A 17,323-nucleotide genomic window follows, 5' to 3' on the forward strand; every position below is an offset into this window, starting at 1 on the left:
GACTCCCCCTCGCTCGCGGGTGCGCGGTCTAGCGTCGAAACACGACAGAATGAACCGAGCTTCCGGCCACGGGACTCCGAACCCCTGGGGTACACCCCCGGTTCACCCGCGACCGCCACCGATCGAAAGAGCCTCTCCGTGCCGTCTGAACTGCGCATCGGCAGCTACAACCTCTACAAGAACGCCGCCGCCCACGAGCTCGAGCAGCTTGCGATCGATCACGAGCTCGACGTGCTCTGCCTGCAGGAGTGCGACAGCACCAAGCTGCCGGCCGCGATCGGCCCGCTGCAGCGCGCCGCCTCGACCGAACGCAATCGCCTCGGACTCGCGATCTATCACCGCGAGGACGCGTTCTCGGCGCTCGAGACCGCGGTCTTCACGCTGCCGAAGTCGTTCCACGACTACCTCATGTCTCCCGGCGAGGAGCGCCTGCTGGCGATCAAGCTCGTCGACCGCGCGACCGACGAGGAGGTCGTGGTCGCCTCGTTCCACGCGGCGCCGCTGACGACCATGAACTCGGCACGCCGCCGCCAGATCAAGCTCTCGCACCAGCTGCTCGCCGAGTGGGCTCCCGAGACGCCGATGCTCATGGTCGGCGACTACAACTACCCGCTCTTCCACGGCGGACTGCAGAAGCAGATCGACCGCTCGGGCCACGAGCTCACCTTCAGCGACTCGCACACCTACAAGCGCTACCGCTACATCCGCGGTCACTTCGACTTCGTCACCTCGCTGAAGATGACGATCGCGAGCGTCGCGACCCTGCCCAAGGGCGCGAGCGACCACATGCCGATCCTGGTGAAGGCGACGGCGCTCGGCGTCGCCTGAGTCGATGAAGAGCGCCGGGCTGCTGCTGCACCGCGACCGCGGCGCGGCATCGGGCGCGGGGCTCGAGGTCTGGATCGCGCACATGGGCGGCCCGTTCTGGGCCCGCAAACAGCAGGGCGCGTGGTCGATCCCCAAGGGCGAGTTCGGCGACGACGAGGAGCCGCTCGTCGCGGCGCTGCGCGAGTTCGCCGAGGAGGTCGGCGTGCCCGCGCCGACCGCCGACTACGTGCTGCTCGGCGAGTTCCGCCAGCGTTCGGGCAAGGTCGTGACGGTCTTCGCGGGCGCCGCACCCGAGTTCGAGGTGGATGCCGTGCGCAGCAACGCCTTCGAGCTGGAGTGGCCGCCGCGCTCGGGCCGGGTGCAGAGCTTCCCCGAGATCGACGATGGGCGCTGGATGCCGGTCGACGACACGCGTCCACTGCTCGTCGCCGGCCAGGTGCCAGCGCTCGACGCGCTGCTCGAGCGCCTCTCCGCCTAGCCGCTCAGGACTTGCGGCGGGCGGCGAGCAGCAGCGCGATGCGGTCGACGAGCTCCCACGGGATCGGCTCGCGCAACGGGAACCGCACCGTGTCCTTCGCGTGCCGGTACTCCGCGAGCGCGGCCTCGACGTCGTCGCCGCCGCGCGGCACCGGGTAGATGCCGACGTGCTTCGCCCAGGCGGCGAAGTACATCCGGTAGCCATTCGGCAGCTCGAAGGTCGGCATGCCGTACTTGATCGTCTCGCCGGCATCCGGAACGGCCGCGTGGATGCGCTCCCGCAGCTGCTGCAGCAGCTCGCGCACCTCCGCCGGGCGCCCGGCGATGTAGGCGTCGATGTCGGGCGGGGTGCTCGATGCGGTCGATGCGCTCGATCCGCTCGCTGAGGGCGTCGCTGCCGCGGTCATGGCCGCAGTGTAGGCGGCGCGACGGCGATCAGCATCCCCTCACATCCTCGGCGTAGCCGAACCAGTCGGGCAGCGCCTTCCGGAACGCGGACCGGGTGGCCGGACTGCTCGCGGCGCGCCAGTCGACCGTGTCGTCGATCTCGACCTCGACCTTGCTCCACTCGAACCAGTTGATCATCTTCAGCTGCGGGAACCGCGTCGGGATGTCGGCGGCGAACACCTGATCCCACCAGGCGCTCTTGACCGCGAGCTCGCTCGAGCTGTCGGGCTCGTCGGCGCGCGACGGGGTGTAGATCGCGGCCGTCTCGGGGATCGCGACCGGATGCCCGTGGTCGACGCCGTACTCCTGATAGAAGTCGGGCACCGCCGAGTCATCGCCGGCGGTGCCGTCGTAGGTGCCGGTCAGCATGTCCTCGAACTTGTTCGGCTCGGCGATGTCGTTGTCGCCCCACGGCCGCTGGTTTCCCCAGTGGTAGAGCGAGATGCCGACCCAGTCGACCGCGTCGTCGCCCGGGTAGTACGGCGCGTAGCTGTCGTCGGCCATCGTGAGCACCCCGTCCCCGTCGGTGTCGAGGTCGGCGAAGTCGGCCGTGCCGGGCTTCGCCGCGAACTGACCGCCGGTGAAGGGGTAGCCGCCGCCGTAGTTCGGCGCCCACATCATCGAGCTGAGCGGCGCCCGCTCGTGCACGGCCTGCGCGACGCGGCGGAAGGTCTGCACGTAGAGCTCGGGCTGCTGGCCCCAGGCGTACCAGGAGCCGTTCATCTCATGGGCGAAGCGCACGATCACGGGCACGCCCTCGGCGTTGATGTCGCGTAGATCCTTCGCCAGACGCTGGATGACGGTGTCGCTCAGCGTCGCGAGCCCGCCGTGCGGCTCGAGGGTGAGCAGCAGGATGCCGCCGTTCGCCTTCACCTGCTCGACGGCGCCGAGGGTGTGCTTCCAGGTCGCCCGGTCGTAGGGGATGTCGCTGAACTGCACCGACACCGCCGCCTTGTGGCCGATGTTCTTCGCGTGCTCGGCGAGCGTCTCGCTGTCCCAGTCGAGGTTGACGCCGAACAGCACGCCCGTCTTCGGCACGAGGGCATCGCGATCGCCGACGAGGCACGAGCCGATGCTCGAGGCGGGCGCGACGGCCTGCGAGGCGATCTGGTTCGAGCCGACGGCGACACCGCCGGCGACGAGCGCCATGATGACGAGCGGCACGAGGAGGCTGGGGCGTCGTCGGCGCTTCGGGTGCCCGACGAATCCCTGGTTCACATCGAATTCCTGGTTCGCGTCGAATCCCTGCTGCTGGTCAGATGCCGGCTCGCCGTCGGCGCGGGCGGCCGACGACGGGTCAGACGATGCCGGCGAGGGCATGAGCGCGTCCCCGGTAGACGGCGACGATCGTGGTGAGCTGCAGTGCGGCGCGGGCCGTCGCCAGTCCGGCGGAGTCGCCGATCACGCGCAGGTCGCCGCCCGCGGAGCGGACGATGCGCAGCAGTTCGAGCAGACCGGCGATGCCGGAGGCGGTGACGCGGTCGGCGGAGGTCACGTCGACGAGCACGACGGCGGGGCCGTCCTGCTGCGAGGCGATCACATCGGGACGCAGACGCAGCACGGCGGCGGCGTCGAGCGGTCCGTCGATCTCGAGTTCGACGGCGTCGGGGGCAGTGGTCGGCGCGGGGACGGTGAGCAGCGACACGGGGTTCTCCTGGGGGTTCGGCGGTGCGGGGGTGATGCCGTGGAGGGAGGGCGGCGGTGCGGGCTTCGGGGCGGGCGGTGGATCGGGCGGTCGGGTCGGGCGGTGGAGGCGGGCAGTCGGGCGGGAAGGGCAGTCGGATCAGTCGGGGGCGACCGGCAGTGCGGGCTCGCGGCGCGCATCCTCGTTCGAGACGAGCGCCACGACGCGGCGCAGCTCCTCCCCCGGCGGCAGCGGGTCGGAGATGTCGGCGGAGGGCCCGCGGTAGCGGGCGGCGCGGATCAGGGCACTGAGCAGGGCGAAGTCGAGTCCGACCCAGAGCAGCGTCAGCCCGGTCGCGATGAGCGGAGCCTCGCCCGTCGCCGCGCGCACGATGCCGATCACCGAAGCGACCGCGAGCAGGGCCAGCGCGGCGAGCTGCGGCCAGATCGCCCGGTAGTCGGCGCCGCCGTCGCCCTGCTTCTCCTTCGCGGTGACCGAGAAGGAGAGGTGCTTGCCCAGCAGCGACGCGGCAGCGCCCGAGAGCGCGGCCGAGATCCAGGTCGGGAAGAGCGCGAACGACATCTGCTGACCCCGCCACAGCCCACCGGCACCGCGCCCGGCGACCTGGAACAGCAGCTGGCACAGCAGGAACATCGGCGCGAAGTAGAGCACGAAGACGCCGGCGTCGGCGGCGAGCGGGAACACGCCGGTCGTGAGGAAGACGATCGGCGCCGCGAGGTAGACGAGCGCCGCGAAGCCGTTCAGGTAGCTCGTCATGGTCGCCAGGTACATGAGCCGCTGGGCGAAGCTGAGCCCGCGCAGCAGCATCGGGTTCTCGCCGAAGAAGACCTGCATCGAGCCGGATGCCCAGCGCTTGCGCTGGGTGAGCATCGTGCGCACGTCTTCGGGGGCGAGCCCGTGCACGAGCACCTCGTGGTGGTAGACGCTCGTCCAGCCCATCGCGTGCAGGTGCATCGCGGTGGCCATGTCCTCCGTGATGCTCGAGGTGTCGAGCGCGTGCACGGCGATCGCCTGATCGGTGCGGGCGACCTCGATCGACTCGACCACCGCATCCAGCTCGCTGATCACGGCCGGCGTCGCCTCGGCTTCGCCGTCGGTGACGGCCGAGCGGATGCCGCGCTGCAGCTCCCACGAGATCTCGCTCAGCACCTCGCCGGTGCGGTGCTGCCGTTCGGCGACCGTGAGCGCGGCGAGCGCGGCGTCGAGGACGGGCAGCTGGGCGGGATCGCGCAGCGCGAGCCGGCTCTGCAGGTCGATCAGCCGCCATCGCGCGCGACGCAGCGCCTGGCGCATGCGGCCGCGGGCGCCGCGCGAGAAGCGGGTCAGTCCGAGCGCCATGATCGCCTCGCGGCGCAGCACCGCGTTCGAGCCGCAGAAGAAGGCGGCGCCCCAGCCGTCCTTTCCCTGCTGGATCGGGCCGTAGAACAGCTCGGCCCGGCTGCCGAGCGGGTCGGCCGGGTCGACGTTCCAGAAGCTCTGCGGCGTCTGCACGAAGGCGACGGCCTCGTCGTCGAAGTAGCCGAGCACCCGGTCGAGGAACCGAGGCTCGGGAACCTGGTCGGCATCCAGGATCGCGATGAAGTCGCCGGCCGTGCCGTAGAGGGCGTTGTTGATGTTGCCGGCCTTGGCGAACCGCTGCCGCCCCTGCCACTCCGGCCCGCGCGTGATGTATCCGACGCGGATCGCGGCCGCCGCGCGCCGGAAGTCGGGCCGGTCGCCGTCGTCGAGGATGTACGTCGCGTGCGGGTAGTCGAGGTCGCGCGCGTGGATGGCGGTGTTGAGCACGAGCTCGAGCGGCTCGTTGTAGGTCGTGATGAACACGTCGACGCTGAGTCCCGGTCGGGCCGGGGGCGCGGTCGGGCGGCGCTTCGCGTTCCACATCGTCAGGGCGTACAGCACCGACTCGCCGAGGCTGTAGGTCTCGGCGATCACGAGCGGCACACCGATCCACCACACCGGCCACGGCACGGTCGAGCCCCAGCGCCAGCCGAGGTAGACGAGGCCGAAGGCGACGACCAGCACGGCGAGGATGCGCACCGCGACGAGGTGCCGCGGGCTCATCGTCGACTTCCGGGCGCCGCGCGGCGACGTCGGTCGGCGTCGTGGAAGCGCACGGAGCCGCACGATCGCGGCTCATTCGGGTACGCGGGAGTTCGGGGCGTCGCGGGCATGGGGGGATCCGCTCGAGCGTGGGGAGACTCGGGGTGCGCGAGGTTCGGGATGCGCGGGCACGACGTCGTCGGCGTGACGGCCCGGGTTCGGCCGACGTGGGTAGCGTGCGTGCAGTCTAGGCAGACGCGAGCATCCTGCAGGTTTCGGTGAGGTAAAACGTCGGCGCCGAGAGAAAGCTGGAGCGCCGCGGCTCCTTAATACATTTCCGAGCCATTCGCTCCTCGGAGACGCAGTTCATACGCGCTCGCGATGCAGTCGGGAACAGTCCTCAGCCACGATCGACGGGCCATGACGACCAGGCAGTCAGCCCCGTCATCGTGGAGGCAAGCAATCGGCGCGCTACTCGTGCCTGTCCGGGGCGGAGGTCGGTGCAAATTGGGAGTCCGCTCAAGGAAGACCGGCAACCCCAGATCGCTTCATTGAGCGCGCGAGTTCTCGGTCAAGACCGTCCGCTAGTCGCGATGGAGACCCGTTGTGCAGGGTCTATTCCCCCAGCTCAGGCCGACCAGACGAGTCGCTAGAGATCGCCTTGGGTGACTGAGAGTCGGAATCAATGAACATTCTCCGCGGACGCGTCTCGGGTTCGGGCAATGCGGAGAGCTCTCGCGGATCGTGACGTGCTATCTCGCTGACGCGTGGCCGGGTCTTCATCTCGCTGAGACGCGCCGACGCTTCAGATTCGAACTCCGCAGCTTCCAAGCGGGCCCTCTTGAGATCCGTCTTGCCGCGAACCTGTCTGGCACGTTGTTCGTGCCACTCAGCGAAGAACTTGGGAATGGCTCCGCCGAGGTCACCGGCGTTCTTCACAGCCAGGAGCAACAGACCAACCGCCACTGAGACGCCGGCTCCGATCGGGCCCACCTGGATCAGCAGATCGAGGGGCGATCCTGAACTCATTCGCTTGACAGATATCGGAGCGACTGATTCGGGGGGAACACCCACCGCTCGATTACACAAATTCCACAGCGCCTCCGTGGCGGCCAGCGTGCGGGCGATTTCCGCGAGTTTCCAGTCCTCTGAGTCAAATCGCAGCACAAATTCGCCCCACCCGGCGGGGACGAACGGGCTCTGCATCTCATCTGGCGCAATGATCTGATCCGAGTGCAAACGATCAAGCGCCAGGATTAGCCACTCCTGGGTGTAAACGCGCTCTACGCGCAATCCCTGCGTCATCCATTGAGGCTCGGGAAGCCTGTGGCTGTCGATCATCGCGCGAATTCCGCCCTGCGAGAGATCAAGAATCCGAGCGACGACACCGGTCGACAGCAAAGCGGCTTGATCGGGACGCGGCACCTCGGTCATGCCGTGAACCCTAGGCGGAACAATGCTCGACTAGCTTGTGGCGCGCCAGATGCAGAGGTTCGGGAGAGCGAAAGCCCCGCTCGAGGCGGGGCTTCGGTTCGTGCTGTCGGCTGTTTCGGTGGACCTGAGGGGATTCGAACCCCTGACCCCCTGCATGCCATGCAGGTGCGCTACCAACTGCGCCACAGGCCCGTGGCCCCCTGCGGGGCAACCCTTGAAGCTTACAACAGATCTGAGCGGGCGATGACCACCTCGTGAACGGAGCGCGGGCGGATGCGACGTCGTCGGCGCATCCACCCGGCCCTGATCAGGGGTTCGCCGCAGCTCAGTCGTCGAAGAGCTCGGAGAGCCAGTTCTTCTTCTTTCGGTGAGGCTGCTGTCCCCCGTAGCGCGGGTCGTAGCCGCGGTTGTCGTAGCGTCGGTCGTCGCGTCGATCGTCGTAGCGGCGGTCGTAGCCGGCGTCGTAGCGCGGATCGTAGACCGGCTGCGCGACCGGAGCCTGCTGCACTGGCGCCGCGGCGGCCACCGGAGCCACCGTCGGCGCGGCGGCGGCCGGCGCCTCGGGGGCGGCGCGCTCGATGATCTTGTCGAGCTCGCCGCGATCCAGCCACACACCCCGGCAGTCAGGACAGTAGTCGATCTCGATCCCGTTGCGCTCGCTCATCACGAGCGTGGTCTCGTCATTCGGGCATCTCATGCCCTCAGCCTCGTCGAGCCGCTTGTGGATCGGCACAGTTACTGCAGTGGATGCAGTTTGCGTCGCACTCACGTCCCCTCCGGACGCGACGCGGACGTCTCAGGCGGTGCGCTCGCCGTGCTCCGGCAGGTCGAGCGCGATGGCCGGGCAGTCCTTCCACAGCCGCTCGAGCGAGTAGTACGAGCGGTCCTCCTCGTGGAATACGTGCACGACGAGGTCGCCGAAGTCGAGCAGCACCCAGCGGCCCTCCGAGCGCCCCTCGCGGCGCAACGGCTTCGCGCCGGCCTCGATGAGCTTGTCCTCGACCTCGGAGGCGATCGCGAGCACGTTGCGCTCGTTGCGCCCGGTCGCGAGCAGGAAGACGTCGGTCAGCGGCAGCGGGCCGGTGACATCCAGCGCGACCAGATCTTCAGCCTGCTTGTCGTCGGCCGCGAGAGCGGCGATGCGCAGAAGCTCGAGGGCACGGTCGGATGCGGTCACGGATTCCTCAGGGTGGTGGTGGATGTGCGGGGTGCGAGTGCGGCGCAGGTCACGCGAGAGCTCAGAACTGGCCCGTGACCAGGCTGAACACGAGCACACCGGCGACGAGCACGGCGAGCGAGGCGCTCGCGATGATCAGCACCGTCAGCGTGCGGTTGCTGCGCGGCTTGGGATTCGACATCATTCCACGGGTCGACGTGTGCGTGCTGACGGCGCGGATGGCGCGCACCGGCTGCGAATCGGTCGACGCGACCTGGTGGTCGCCCGGGTCGAGCTCGTGATCGAGAGCCGATTCGTCGAGCTGAGTCGGGTGCGCGCCTGTCGACGACAGGCTGCGCGGCAGGTCGATCGAGCCGGTGATGATGATCTCGCCCGTCGTGGTGAGCGGGCCGGCCAGCTCGGGCTGCGGGATCGAGGGCAGCACGAGCGCGTTCGTCGTGACGACGCCGTGGCCGCCGATCACGTCGCGGCTGGCGACGAAGTCGCCGTGCGCGTCCTGGTCGGTGTCCGACCAGTGCGTCGCGGTCGAGGTCGCGTCGACCGGCGGGAGCGGCTCGGCCGGCAGCGGGGTCACATCGACGACGACCGGATGCGCCTCGACGGGAGCATCGGCGGGCGCCGGCTCGACGACGATCTCGTCGGCGTCGTCCTGCTGCGGGGGCTCGGGCGCGCGCCAGGCCGGCGGCGCCGGCATGTCGACGCGGTCGGAGACCGAGGGTGCGGCGCCGAGGAAGGAGTTCGGGTCGCCGTTCGGCTCGGCGGGAGCGGCACCGGGAGGCGGCAGGTCGCCGAGCGAGGGCAGCTGCGGCTCCTCGGTCGCGGCCTCCTCGTCGGCGGGGAGCTCGCCGGCCGCGGGCTCATCGGCGGCAGGCTCGTCGGCGGCAGGCTCGTCGGCGACGACGTCATCGGCCGTCGGCTCGTCCGCGACCGGCTCGGCGTCGTCGGCGTCCGCGACCTCGGGAGTCGGCTCCTCGGACCCGACAGGCTCGGACCCGACCGGCTCGGTCGCGGTCGACTCGGCGTCGTCGGCGGCGTCCGCCACGTCGTCGGACGACTCGGCGGGAGCCGCGATGACGGCGACCGGCGCCGTGTCCGGATCCGTCGACTCGAGGTCCACGGCGTCGACGGGAGCAGCGGCTTCGGCCTCGGCGGTCTCAGCCGCTTCCGGCTCGACGGCCTCGGGCTCGGGCTCGGGCTCGGGCTCGGGCTCGAACGACTCGACCGCGGCCGACTCGTTCGCGGCGTCGGCGACGACGCCGGCTTCCGCAGCCTCGGCCTGGTCCGCCTCGGTGGCGGGCGGCGGCGTCGGGGCGCCGAAGAGCAGCTCGTCGATGCTCGGGGCGGCGGGCGTCGCCGGAGCGTCGCCGCCGCTGAGCAGCTGGTCGAACACCGAGCTCTCGCCCGAGGCATCCGGGTTCCAGCGCGCGGGGGCCGGGGGCTCGACGAGCTCGACCGGGGTCGGGGGGCCGGCGATGACGGCGTCCGACGGAGCAGCGGGCTCGATCGGATCGACCACCTCGGCCTCGGTCGGCGTCGACTCGGAGACGGGCTCCGCGTCGTCAGCGTCCGCGGTCTCGGCGTCAGCGTCCGGCTCGGCGACGACGGCAGTGTCGTCATCCGCCGGCTCGGTCGCAGCATCCGCGCCGGCGTCACGACCGGCGAGGAAGGTCTCCTCCTCGGCGATCTCGGCCGCATCCGAATCAGCCGGAGCGGCGGACTGCGTGGGCTCGGCGACCGTCGGCGCGACGGCATCGGGCACGTCGGTGAAGACAGGAGCCCAAGCGGGGCGCTCGGTCGCGGGACGGTCGATCGGGGCCGGCTCGTCGACGACCTCCGGGGCGGAGGCCGGAGCCGCGACCGCGTCGCCGTCGCTCGGGCGCTCCTGCGGCAGGCCGGTGATCGAAGTCACGAAGATGTCGGGCGCGGGCACGCCGGTCTTCGCGGCCTCCGCGGCGCGAGCCTCGCGCAGAGCGCGCAGCTCGCGGCGGGTCATGGTGCGCTCGCCGTTGAAGATCGGGATCGACTCGGTGATGGGCGGCGGCTCGTTCACGCCGGTCTCGGCGGCCGGCGGCACGACCTCGTCGCGCCGTGCGGTCTGGTAGTCGAGCTCGCCGTGCTCATCCGCCTGACCCTGCGCGGCCTGGTCGGCGGTCGAGGCGAAGGGGTTGCGCGTCTGCGTGTACGCCGGAGCCCAGGAGGGGACGCCCGTACGTCCTTCGGGGCTGTAGTCGCGTGCCCGGTAGCCGGGGGTCTCGACCTGCTCGATGGCCTCGGTCGGCGGCTGCGTGTCGTCGTCGCGACGCGGGCGGAAGGCGCCGCCGTCAGAGCTGCCGCGCTCCTGAGTGATGTAGCTCAGCGGCTCGGCCGGACCCCGCGGCGACAGCGGCGTCGCCCGCGGCAGGTCGCCGGATTCGGCGGCGTCGGTCTCGGAATCGGAGCCGCTCGGGTCAGCACCGTGCGCCTCGTTACGGAGACGCCGACGCGACCACTGCTGGTCGTCGGGTTCGGTCATGTCTCACTCCGGTAGAGGTGGTGCTTGGAGATGTACTGGACGACCCCGTCGGGAACCAGGTACCAGACGGGATGCCCCCGCCCCACTCGTGCGCGGCAGTCCGTCGACGAGATGGCCAGCGCCGGTATTTCCAGAGAGCTTACGCCGTGCTCCGGCAATCCGCGAATGCTCAGCTGGTGCCCCGGGCGCGAGACGGCGACGAAGTGCGCCAGCTGCCACAGCTCGTCGTGGTCCTTCCATTCGAGGATCTGCGCGACAGCGTCAGCCCCCGTGATGAAGAAGAGATCGGCGTCGGGATGCTCGTCGCGCACATCCCTCAGCGTGTCGATCGTGTACGTCGGCCCGTGCCGGTCGATGTCGACGCGGCTGACCGTGAAGTCGGGGTTGGATGCCGTGGCCACGACCGTCATGAGGTAGCGGTCCTCGGCGCGCGAGACCTCGCTCTTCATCCACGGCTGACCGGTGGGGACGAAGACGACCTCGTCCAGCTCGAAGTGCTGCTTGACCTCGCTGGCGGCCACCAGGTGGCCGTGATGGATCGGGTCGAAGGTGCCGCCCATCACGCCGATCCGCCGGCGCCGCGGCTCGGATGCCGTCATGCGGGGAGGCTCAGTGAGCGCCCTGTCCGTGGGAGTGCCCGGCGGAGCCCTCGTCCATGCCCGAGGTGTGCTCGACGGCGTCGCCGACCTTGTCGCTGTGACGGTTCGCGACGTCGCGGTAGCTCCACACGACGAAGGCGGCGCCGATGAAGAAGACGGCCGCGATGAGCGGGAACACCCAGGTCGGGGCGAAGATCGGGTGGTGCTCCTCCGCTTCGGCGAGGACCAGGGCAAGCGTCGTCATGAGGCCGAGTCTAGCGGTCGCGGGATCAGCCGCGGACCTGCCCCGCGCCGCGCACGAGCCACTTCGTGCTCGTCAGCTCGGGCAGTCCCATGGGGCCGCGGGCGTGCAGCTTCTGGGTCGAGATGCCGACCTCGGCGCCGAATCCGAACTGGCCGCCATCGGTGAAGCGCGTCGAGGCGTTCACCATGACCGCGGCCGAGTCGACCTCGGCGAGGAAGCGCTCCGCGCGGGCGAGGTCGTTCGTCACGATCGTCTCGGTGTGGTGGGTGGAGTGGCGGCGGATGTGGTCGAGCGCCGCGTCCAGGCCGTCGACGACGGCGACCGAGAGGTCGAGGCTCATGTACTCGGTGTCCCAGTCGTCGGCGGTGGCCGGCTCGGCGTCGGCGACGATCGCGCGGGCGCGCTCGTCGGCGTGCAGCGTCACGCCCTGCTCGCGCAGCGCCGCGGCCAGCGGGGGCAGCAGGCGCTCCGCGTCGGCCGCGTCGACGAGCAGCGTCTCGAGGGCGTTGCAGACGCTCGGGCGGTGCACCTTCGAGTTGACGACGATCTCGACGGCCATGTCGAGGTCGGCGCCGCGATCGACGAAGGCGTGCACGACGCCGGCTCCGGTCTCGATGACCGGAACGGTCGACTCCTCGACGACGGTGCGGATCAAGCCGGCGCTGCCGCGCGGGATGAGCACGTCGATGCCGCCGCGGGCGCGCATCAGCGCGGTCGCGCCCGCGCGGCCGAAGTCGTCGACGGTCTGCACCGCGTCGGCGGGCAGTCCGGCAGAGGCGAGCGCCTCGCGCAGCAGGCCGACCAGCACGCGGTTGGTGTTCTCGGCGGCCGATCCGCCGCGCAGCACCACGGCGTTGCCGCTCTTCAGTGCGAGCGCGGCGATGTCGACCGTCACGTTGGGGCGAGCCTCGTAGATCGCGCCGACGACGCCGAAGGGCACGCGCACCTGGCTGAGCTTCAGACCGTTGGGGAGGGTCGATCCGCGCACGATCTCGCCGACCGGATCGGTCAGGGCGATGACCTCGCGCACGGCGTCGCCGAGGGCGCGCAGGCGGGCGTCGTCGAGCTTGAGGCGATCCTGCAGGCCGAGGCTCATGCCGTTCTCGCGGCCGTTCGCGAGGTCGAGGTCGTTGGCCGGCACGACGACGCCGGCCGAGGTCTCGACGGCCCGCGCGATGGCCTCGAGCGCCGCGTTCTTCTGGGCGGCGGTCGCGGTGGCGAGGATGCGGGCGGCGGCGCGGGCCGCATCCAGACGCTCGTCGATGGTGCGGGCGTCGGTGCCGGGCAGCGTGTCGGTCATGGCGGGATTCTAGGGCGTGGACGTCAGCCCGCGCGGGCGGGGGCGACCGGCGGGGTCAGGTGACGTGCAGGCCGCGCGTGCGGTCGGGGGCGAGCGCGGCCGCGGTGCGCTCGCGCGCCGCGCGGGCGTGCTCGCGCACGAGGCGCTCGGCCTCGTCGGCGTCGCCGGACTGCACGGCGGCGAGGATGGCGCGGTGCTCGGCCGCGCTGCGCTCGCGCGACTCGGCGGTGCGCACCTCGAGCCAGCGCGCCCGCTCGAGACGCGCGAGGGCCGCCGCGACGGCGTCGGCGAGGAAGCGGTTGCCGCCCGCCGCGGCGAGCCGGCTGTGGAAGCTGCGGCTCGCCCCGAGCAGCTCGTCCGGATCCCCCGGTGCGCCGTCGACGAGCGCGTGGAGGGTCGCGAGCTCGGACGCGGGCACCCGCCCGACGGCGAGCCGCACGGCGGCCGCCTCGACGGCCTCCCGGAACTCCGCCGCCTGGTCGAGCTCGTCGCGGTCGAGCGGCGCGACGATCCAGCCGCGGCCGTCGCGGCGCAGCAGCCCCTGCGCCTCGAGCCTCACCATCGCGGCGCGCACGGGCGTGCGGGATGCGCCGGCGAGCGTCTCGAGCCCGCGCTCGCTCACCCGATCGCCGGGCCGCAGCTCGAGTTCGAGCACGGCGGCGCGCAGGCGCCGGTAGGCGGCTTCGGCCTGGCCGGTCGCGGGCCTCGCGGACTCGAACGCCGCAGCGGCGGATGTGGTCTCACCGGTCACGCGGGGCTCCTTCGTCTCAGCGCTCGGTTTGGTATACCAACACGGTATCCCATACTCTCGCCGCATGACCACGTCCGCCGCGCCGCGCATCCGCCGACCGCTCCCCTGGCTCATGCTCGCGGTCAGCGTATTCGCCCAGGCCGCGGGCACCGTCGTGGTCGCGACGCCCGCGTTCCTCATCCCGCTGCTGCACGTGCAGCAGCACATGCCGCTCGAGCAGGCCGGCCTGCTCGCGACGGCGCCGAACCTCGGGCTCGTCGCCACGCTCATCGCCTGGGGCGGCGCCGCCGACCGCTGGGGCGAGCGCAACGTGCTCGCGATCGGCCTGGCCCTGGCCGCCGTCGCGGCCTTCGCCGCCACTCTCGTGCAGGGGCTTGCTCCGCTCGGCGCGCTGCTCGTGCTCGCGGGGGCCGGAACCGCCTCGGTCAATGCCGCCAGCGGCCGTGTCGTCGTCGGCTGGTTCCCGCCCGAGCGCCGCGGCCTCGCGATGGGCATCCGGCAGAGCTGTCAGCCGCTCGGGGTCGCCGTCGCCGCGCTCGTCGTGCCGGCCCTCGTCTCCGGCGGCGACGTCGCTCCCGCGCTCGTCTTCGGCGGCATCCTGGTCGCGGTCTCCGCGGTGCTCTGCCTGATCGTCATCATCGACCCGGCGCGCCCCGCGCGCGCCGACGCACCGGCCCGCCACACCGCGAACCCCTACCGCCGCGACGGGCTGCTGTGGCGCATCCACGCCGTCTCGGTGCTGCTCGTCGTGCCGCAGTACGCGCTGTCGACCTTCGGGCTGGTCTGGCTCGAGGTGGATCAGGGCTGGTCGCCGCTCGCCGCCGGCATCCTCGTCGCCGTCGCGCAGTTCCTCGGCGCGCTCGGCCGCATCGCGGTCGGCTGGCTCAGCGACCGCGTCGGCAGCCGCCTGCGGCCGCTGCGCTGGGTCGCCCTCGCCGGCATCGCGGCGCTGCTGCTCACAGCCGCAGCCGGCGGCCTGCACCTGGCGATCGCCGTCGCGATCACCTACGTGCTCGCGAGCTGCATCGCGGTCGCCGACAACGGCCTCGCCTTCACCTCGGTCGCCGAGATCGCCGGGCCGTTCTGGTCGGGCCGCGCGCTCGGAGCCCAGAACACCGGGCAGTTCCTCGGCGCCGCGATCGTCGGGCCCGGCGTGGGCGCGCTGATCGGCCTCGTCGGCTACCCGATCGCGTTCGCGCTCGTCGCCGTCGCCCCCGCGATCGCCACGCCGCTCATCCCGAAGGATGCGGCGGTCGCCCGACTGCGCGACACGCTCGAGTCGAGCCGCAGCTGACGCCGACCCGGCTGCGGGTCAGTCGCGGACGGCGCGCGGCGCGGCGTCGAACCAGGTGCCGACGACTTCCCCGGCGAGCGCGCGCGCGACGTTGGCCGTCGAGGTGAGGATCACCGGCGTGCCCGACCCGGCCGCGAACTTCGCCGCCTGGATCTTCGTGCCCGCTCCCCCGGTGCCGACGCCCGCGGCGCCGATGTCGCCGAGTTCCACCGTCGACAGGTCGTCGTCGGCGGCGACCACGTCGATGCGCTCGGCGCCGGGCTCCTGCGGCGGGCGCGTGTAGAGCGCATCCACGTCGCTGAGCAGCACGAGCAGGTCGGCATCCACCAGCTCGGCGACGAGCGCCGCGAGCCGGTCGTTGTCGCCGAAGCGGATCTCGTGCGTCGCGACCGTGTCGTTCTCGTTGACGATCGGCAGGATCCGCAGACCCAGCAGCCGCTCCATGGCGCGCTGTGCGTTGCCGCGCGGGGTCGCATTCTCGAGATCGCCGGCCGTCAGCAGCACCTGCCCGGCGAGGATGTCGTAGCGGTCGAGGCTGGTCTGGTAGCGCCACATGAGCACGTTCTGCCCGACCGCGGCGGCCGCCTGCTGCGTCGCCAGATCGGTCGGCCGGCCGTGCAGCTCGAGAAACGGGATCGCCGTCGCGATCGCGCCCGACGATACGAGCACGACCTCGACGCCGCGCGCGTGCAACGCGGCGAGCGCGTCGACGAGCGGCTCGATCTGACCGGCGTTCTCGCCGCTGACCGACGAGGAGCCGACCTTGACGATCACGCGGCGGGCCGAGAGCACCGGCTCGCGCAGAGCGCCGGCATCGCCCTGCGGCGACGCGGCGCGCTCGGCGGCGGACGCGGTCTGCTCTGCGGTGTCGGTCATCTCCGGCCCGCTCCTCTCGTCTGGAACTGCCTTGTGGTTCAGCGCAGCGGCGCCGCGGTGCGTCAGCTCTTCTCGACGGGCTCGTCGGCCGTGTCGAGATCGTCGTCATCGAAGCCGTCGTCGATGCCGTCCTCGGCGTGGTCGGCGGCATACTGTTCGGTCCAGATGCCCGCATCGCGCTCGCGGCGCAGCTCCTCGCGGGCCTCGGCCTTCGCATCCATGCGCTCGAAGTAGGCCGCACGACGCTCGTTGCGCGTGGCGCGGCGATCGTCGTCGAGACGCGAGTCGGTTCCACGCGGGCTCGTGATGAGCTCGGCCGCGGACGTGAGCGTGGGCTCCCAGTCGAAGATGCGGTCGTTGTCGGTGCCGATCACGACGGCGGATCCGGGGGTCGCGCCCTTCTTGAACAGCGCGTCCTCGACGCCGAGCTTCGCGAGCCGGTCGGCCAGGTAGCCGACGGCCTCGTCGTTGGTGAAGTCGGTCTGCTGGATCCAGCGCTCCGGCTTCGCGCCGAGCACCCGGTACAGCGGCTCGGTTCCGCCCTCGACCTTGATCTCGAACTCGGCGGCGTTGACGGCGCGCGGTCGCAGCACGACGCGGGGCGGTGCGGCATCCAGCGCGCGCGACGCGCGGTCGGCCTCGACGAGCTCGGCCAGCGCGAAGCTCAGCTCGCGCAGGCCGGCCCGACTGACGGCCGAGATCTCGAACACGCGGTAGCCGCGCTCTTCGAGGTCGGCGCGCACGAAGTCGGCCAGCTCGTGAGCATCGGGGATGTCGATCTTGTTCAGGGCGATCAGCTGCGGACGCTCGAGCAGCGGCACCTGCCCCTCGGGCACCTCGTACTTGCCCAGTTCGGCGAGGATCACGTCGAGGTCGCTGATCGGGTCGCGGTTCGGCTCGAGCGTGCCGCAGTCGAGCACGTGCAGCAGCGCGCTGCAGCGCTCGACGTGGCGCAGGAACTCGAGCCCGAGGCCCTTGCCCTCGCTCGCGCCCTCGATGAGGCCGGGCACGTCGGCGACGGTGAAGCGGGTCTGGCCCGCCTCGACGACGCCGAGGTTGGGGTGCAGGGTCGTGAAGGGGTAGTCGGCGATCTTCGGCTTCGCGGCGCTCAGCGCGGCGATGAGGCTCGACTTGCCGGCGCTCGGGTAGCCGACGAGCGCGACGTCGGCGACGGTCTTCAGCTCGAGGACGACATCGCCCTCCCAGCCGAGCGTGCCGAGCAGCGCGAACCCGGGGGCCTTGCGCTTCGTGGTCGACAGCGCCGCGTTGCCGAGACCGCCCTGGCCGCCCTCGGCCACGACGAAGCGCTGGCCGGGCTCGGTCATGTCGAGCAGCTGGGTGCCGTCGGCGGAGCGCACGACGGTGCCGAGCGGAACCGGCAGCTCGAGCGACTCGCCGGCGTAGCCCGCGCGGTGGTCGCCCATGCCGGGCCCGCCGTTGCCGCTGTGGCGGTGCGGTCCGCGGTGGTAGCCGAGCAGGGTGGTGGTCTGCGGGTCGGCGACGAGCGTGATGTCGCCGCCGTCGCCGCCGTTGCCGCCGTCGGGGCCGGCGAGGGGCTTGAACTTCTCGCGGCGCACCGACACGCAGCCGTTGCCGCCGTGACCGGCGCGCAGGTGCAGTGTCACCTGATCGACGAAGGTCGCCACGACGGGCCTCCCGGGTGAGTCAGTGATGGGTGGATGCGCTGCCGGGCCGAAGC

17 protein-coding genes and 1 tRNA gene are annotated in these 17,323 nt (G+C 71.6%); 3 read left to right on the forward strand and 15 right to left on the reverse strand.

What is annotated here, in order from left to right; genetic code table 11:
* The first annotated feature begins 138 nt into the window (after positions 1–138).
* A complete protein-coding gene (locus FJ657_RS12955; RefSeq protein WP_255447331.1) occupies positions 139–828 on the forward strand; it encodes an endonuclease/exonuclease/phosphatase family protein in 690 nt (229 codons plus the stop codon).
* A 4-nt stretch (positions 829–832) separates the two neighbouring features.
* Positions 833–1,306, forward strand: coding sequence for an NUDIX hydrolase (locus FJ657_RS12960; protein WP_141164147.1), 474 nt, complete (start codon positions 833–835; stop codon positions 1,304–1,306).
* Between the two features lie 4 nt (positions 1,307–1,310).
* On the opposite strand, the gene FJ657_RS12965 is transcribed toward FJ657_RS12960, so the two are convergent.
* From FJ657_RS12965 to FJ657_RS13025, 13 genes are all read right to left on the reverse strand, one after another.
* Positions 1,311–1,712: an iron chaperone gene (locus tag FJ657_RS12965; protein ID WP_141164148.1), complete on the reverse strand. Its 402-nt coding sequence runs from the start codon at positions 1,710–1,712 to the stop codon at positions 1,311–1,313.
* 28 nt (positions 1,713–1,740) lie between these two features.
* Positions 1,741–3,072, reverse strand: a complete 1,332-nt coding sequence (locus tag FJ657_RS12970) for a glycoside hydrolase family 26 protein (protein ID WP_141164149.1) — start codon at positions 3,070–3,072, stop codon at positions 1,741–1,743.
* Positions 3,050–3,397 (reverse strand): STAS domain-containing protein, encoded by a 348-nt coding sequence (locus FJ657_RS12975; protein ID WP_141164150.1) that lies wholly within the window; start codon positions 3,395–3,397, stop codon positions 3,050–3,052. The genes FJ657_RS12970 and FJ657_RS12975 overlap by 23 nt, the downstream gene beginning before the upstream one ends.
* Positions 3,398–3,535: 138 nt before the next feature.
* A complete protein-coding gene (locus tag FJ657_RS12980; RefSeq protein ID WP_141164151.1) occupies positions 3,536–5,458 on the reverse strand; it encodes a glycosyltransferase family 2 protein in 1,923 nt (640 codons plus the stop codon).
* A gap of 594 nt (positions 5,459–6,052) precedes the next feature.
* On the reverse strand, positions 6,053–6,871 hold the full coding sequence (locus tag FJ657_RS12985) for a hypothetical protein (RefSeq protein WP_141164152.1): 819 nt from the start codon (positions 6,869–6,871) through the stop codon (positions 6,053–6,055).
* A gap of 119 nt (positions 6,872–6,990) precedes the next feature.
* Positions 6,991–7,063 (reverse strand) — tRNA-Ala (locus FJ657_RS12990).
* 133 nt (positions 7,064–7,196) lie between these two features.
* Entirely contained in the window at positions 7,197–7,568 is a 372-nt protein-coding gene (locus tag FJ657_RS12995; RefSeq protein WP_141164153.1) for a TFIIB-type zinc ribbon-containing protein, read from the reverse strand.
* A 99-nt stretch (positions 7,569–7,667) separates the two neighbouring features.
* Positions 7,668–8,048, reverse strand: a complete 381-nt coding sequence (gene rsfS / locus FJ657_RS13000) for a ribosome silencing factor (RefSeq protein ID WP_141164154.1) — start codon at positions 8,046–8,048, stop codon at positions 7,668–7,670.
* Between the two features lie 61 nt (positions 8,049–8,109).
* Complete coding sequence (locus FJ657_RS13005; RefSeq protein ID WP_141164155.1) at positions 8,110–10,560, reverse strand: hypothetical protein; 2,451 nt, start codon at positions 10,558–10,560, stop codon at positions 8,110–8,112.
* On the reverse strand, positions 10,557–11,159 hold the full coding sequence (gene nadD, locus FJ657_RS13010; protein WP_141164156.1) for a nicotinate-nucleotide adenylyltransferase: 603 nt from the start codon (positions 11,157–11,159) through the stop codon (positions 10,557–10,559). Before nadD ends, FJ657_RS13005 begins: the two co-directional genes overlap by 4 nt.
* A 10-nt stretch (positions 11,160–11,169) precedes the next feature.
* Entirely contained in the window at positions 11,170–11,403 is a 234-nt protein-coding gene (locus FJ657_RS13015) for a hypothetical protein (RefSeq protein WP_141164157.1), read from the reverse strand.
* Between the two features lie 25 nt (positions 11,404–11,428).
* Complete coding sequence (locus FJ657_RS13020; protein WP_141164158.1) at positions 11,429–12,703, reverse strand: glutamate-5-semialdehyde dehydrogenase; 1,275 nt, start codon at positions 12,701–12,703, stop codon at positions 11,429–11,431.
* 55 nt (positions 12,704–12,758) lie between these two features.
* Positions 12,759–13,454 carry a GntR family transcriptional regulator gene (locus FJ657_RS13025; protein ID WP_255447332.1) on the reverse strand — a complete coding sequence of 232 codons (696 nt, stop codon included), beginning with the start codon at positions 13,452–13,454 and terminating at the stop codon, positions 12,759–12,761.
* 64 nt (positions 13,455–13,518) lie between these two features.
* Between FJ657_RS13025 and FJ657_RS13030 the strand changes: the two genes are divergently transcribed.
* Positions 13,519–14,748 (forward strand): MFS transporter, encoded by a 1,230-nt coding sequence (locus FJ657_RS13030; RefSeq protein WP_181408974.1) that lies wholly within the window; start codon positions 13,519–13,521, stop codon positions 14,746–14,748.
* Between the two features lie 18 nt (positions 14,749–14,766).
* Here the strand turns inward: FJ657_RS13030 and proB are convergent, their stop codons facing one another.
* Positions 14,767–15,624 (reverse strand): glutamate 5-kinase, encoded by an 858-nt coding sequence (gene proB, locus FJ657_RS13035; protein WP_141164160.1) that lies wholly within the window; start codon positions 15,622–15,624, stop codon positions 14,767–14,769.
* Between the two features lie 62 nt (positions 15,625–15,686).
* Positions 15,687–17,270, reverse strand: coding sequence for a GTPase ObgE (obgE, locus tag FJ657_RS13040; protein WP_141164161.1), 1,584 nt, complete (start codon positions 17,268–17,270; stop codon positions 15,687–15,689).
* Between the last annotated feature and the right edge of the window lie 53 nt (positions 17,271–17,323).

The sequence above is a fragment of the Schumannella soli genome (genome assembly GCF_006517435.1).
Classification (GTDB): domain Bacteria; phylum Actinomycetota; class Actinomycetes; order Actinomycetales; family Microbacteriaceae; genus Schumannella; species Schumannella soli.

Coding starts and splice junctions, on each gene's coding strand:
- nadD (WP_141164156.1), bottom strand. CDS start 11,159: ATGACGGCATCCGAGCCGCGGCGCCGGCGGATCGGCGTGATGGGCGGC.
- FJ657_RS12960 (WP_141164147.1), top strand. CDS start 833: ATGAAGAGCGCCGGGCTGCTGCTGCACCGCGACCGCGGCGCGGCATCG.
- FJ657_RS12965 (WP_141164148.1), bottom strand. CDS start 1,712: ATGACCGCGGCAGCGACGCCCTCAGCGAGCGGATCGAGCGCATCGACC.
- FJ657_RS12970 (WP_141164149.1), bottom strand. CDS start 3,072: ATGCCCTCGCCGGCATCGTCTGACCCGTCGTCGGCCGCCCGCGCCGAC.
- FJ657_RS13015 (WP_141164157.1), bottom strand. CDS start 11,403: ATGACGACGCTTGCCCTGGTCCTCGCCGAAGCGGAGGAGCACCACCCG.
- FJ657_RS13020 (WP_141164158.1), bottom strand. CDS start 12,703: ATGACCGACACGCTGCCCGGCACCGACGCCCGCACCATCGACGAGCGT.
- FJ657_RS12995 (WP_141164153.1), bottom strand. CDS start 7,568: ATGAGATGCCCGAATGACGAGACCACGCTCGTGATGAGCGAGCGCAAC.
- FJ657_RS13030 (WP_181408974.1), top strand. CDS start 13,519: ATGACCACGTCCGCCGCGCCGCGCATCCGCCGACCGCTCCCCTGGCTC.
- FJ657_RS12985 (WP_141164152.1), bottom strand. CDS start 6,871: ATGACCGAGGTGCCGCGTCCCGATCAAGCCGCTTTGCTGTCGACCGGT.
- FJ657_RS13005 (WP_141164155.1), bottom strand. CDS start 10,560: ATGACCGAACCCGACGACCAGCAGTGGTCGCGTCGGCGTCTCCGTAAC.
- proB (WP_141164160.1), bottom strand. CDS start 15,624: ATGACCGACACCGCAGAGCAGACCGCGTCCGCCGCCGAGCGCGCCGCG.
- FJ657_RS12980 (WP_141164151.1), bottom strand. CDS start 5,458: ATGAGCCCGCGGCACCTCGTCGCGGTGCGCATCCTCGCCGTGCTGGTC.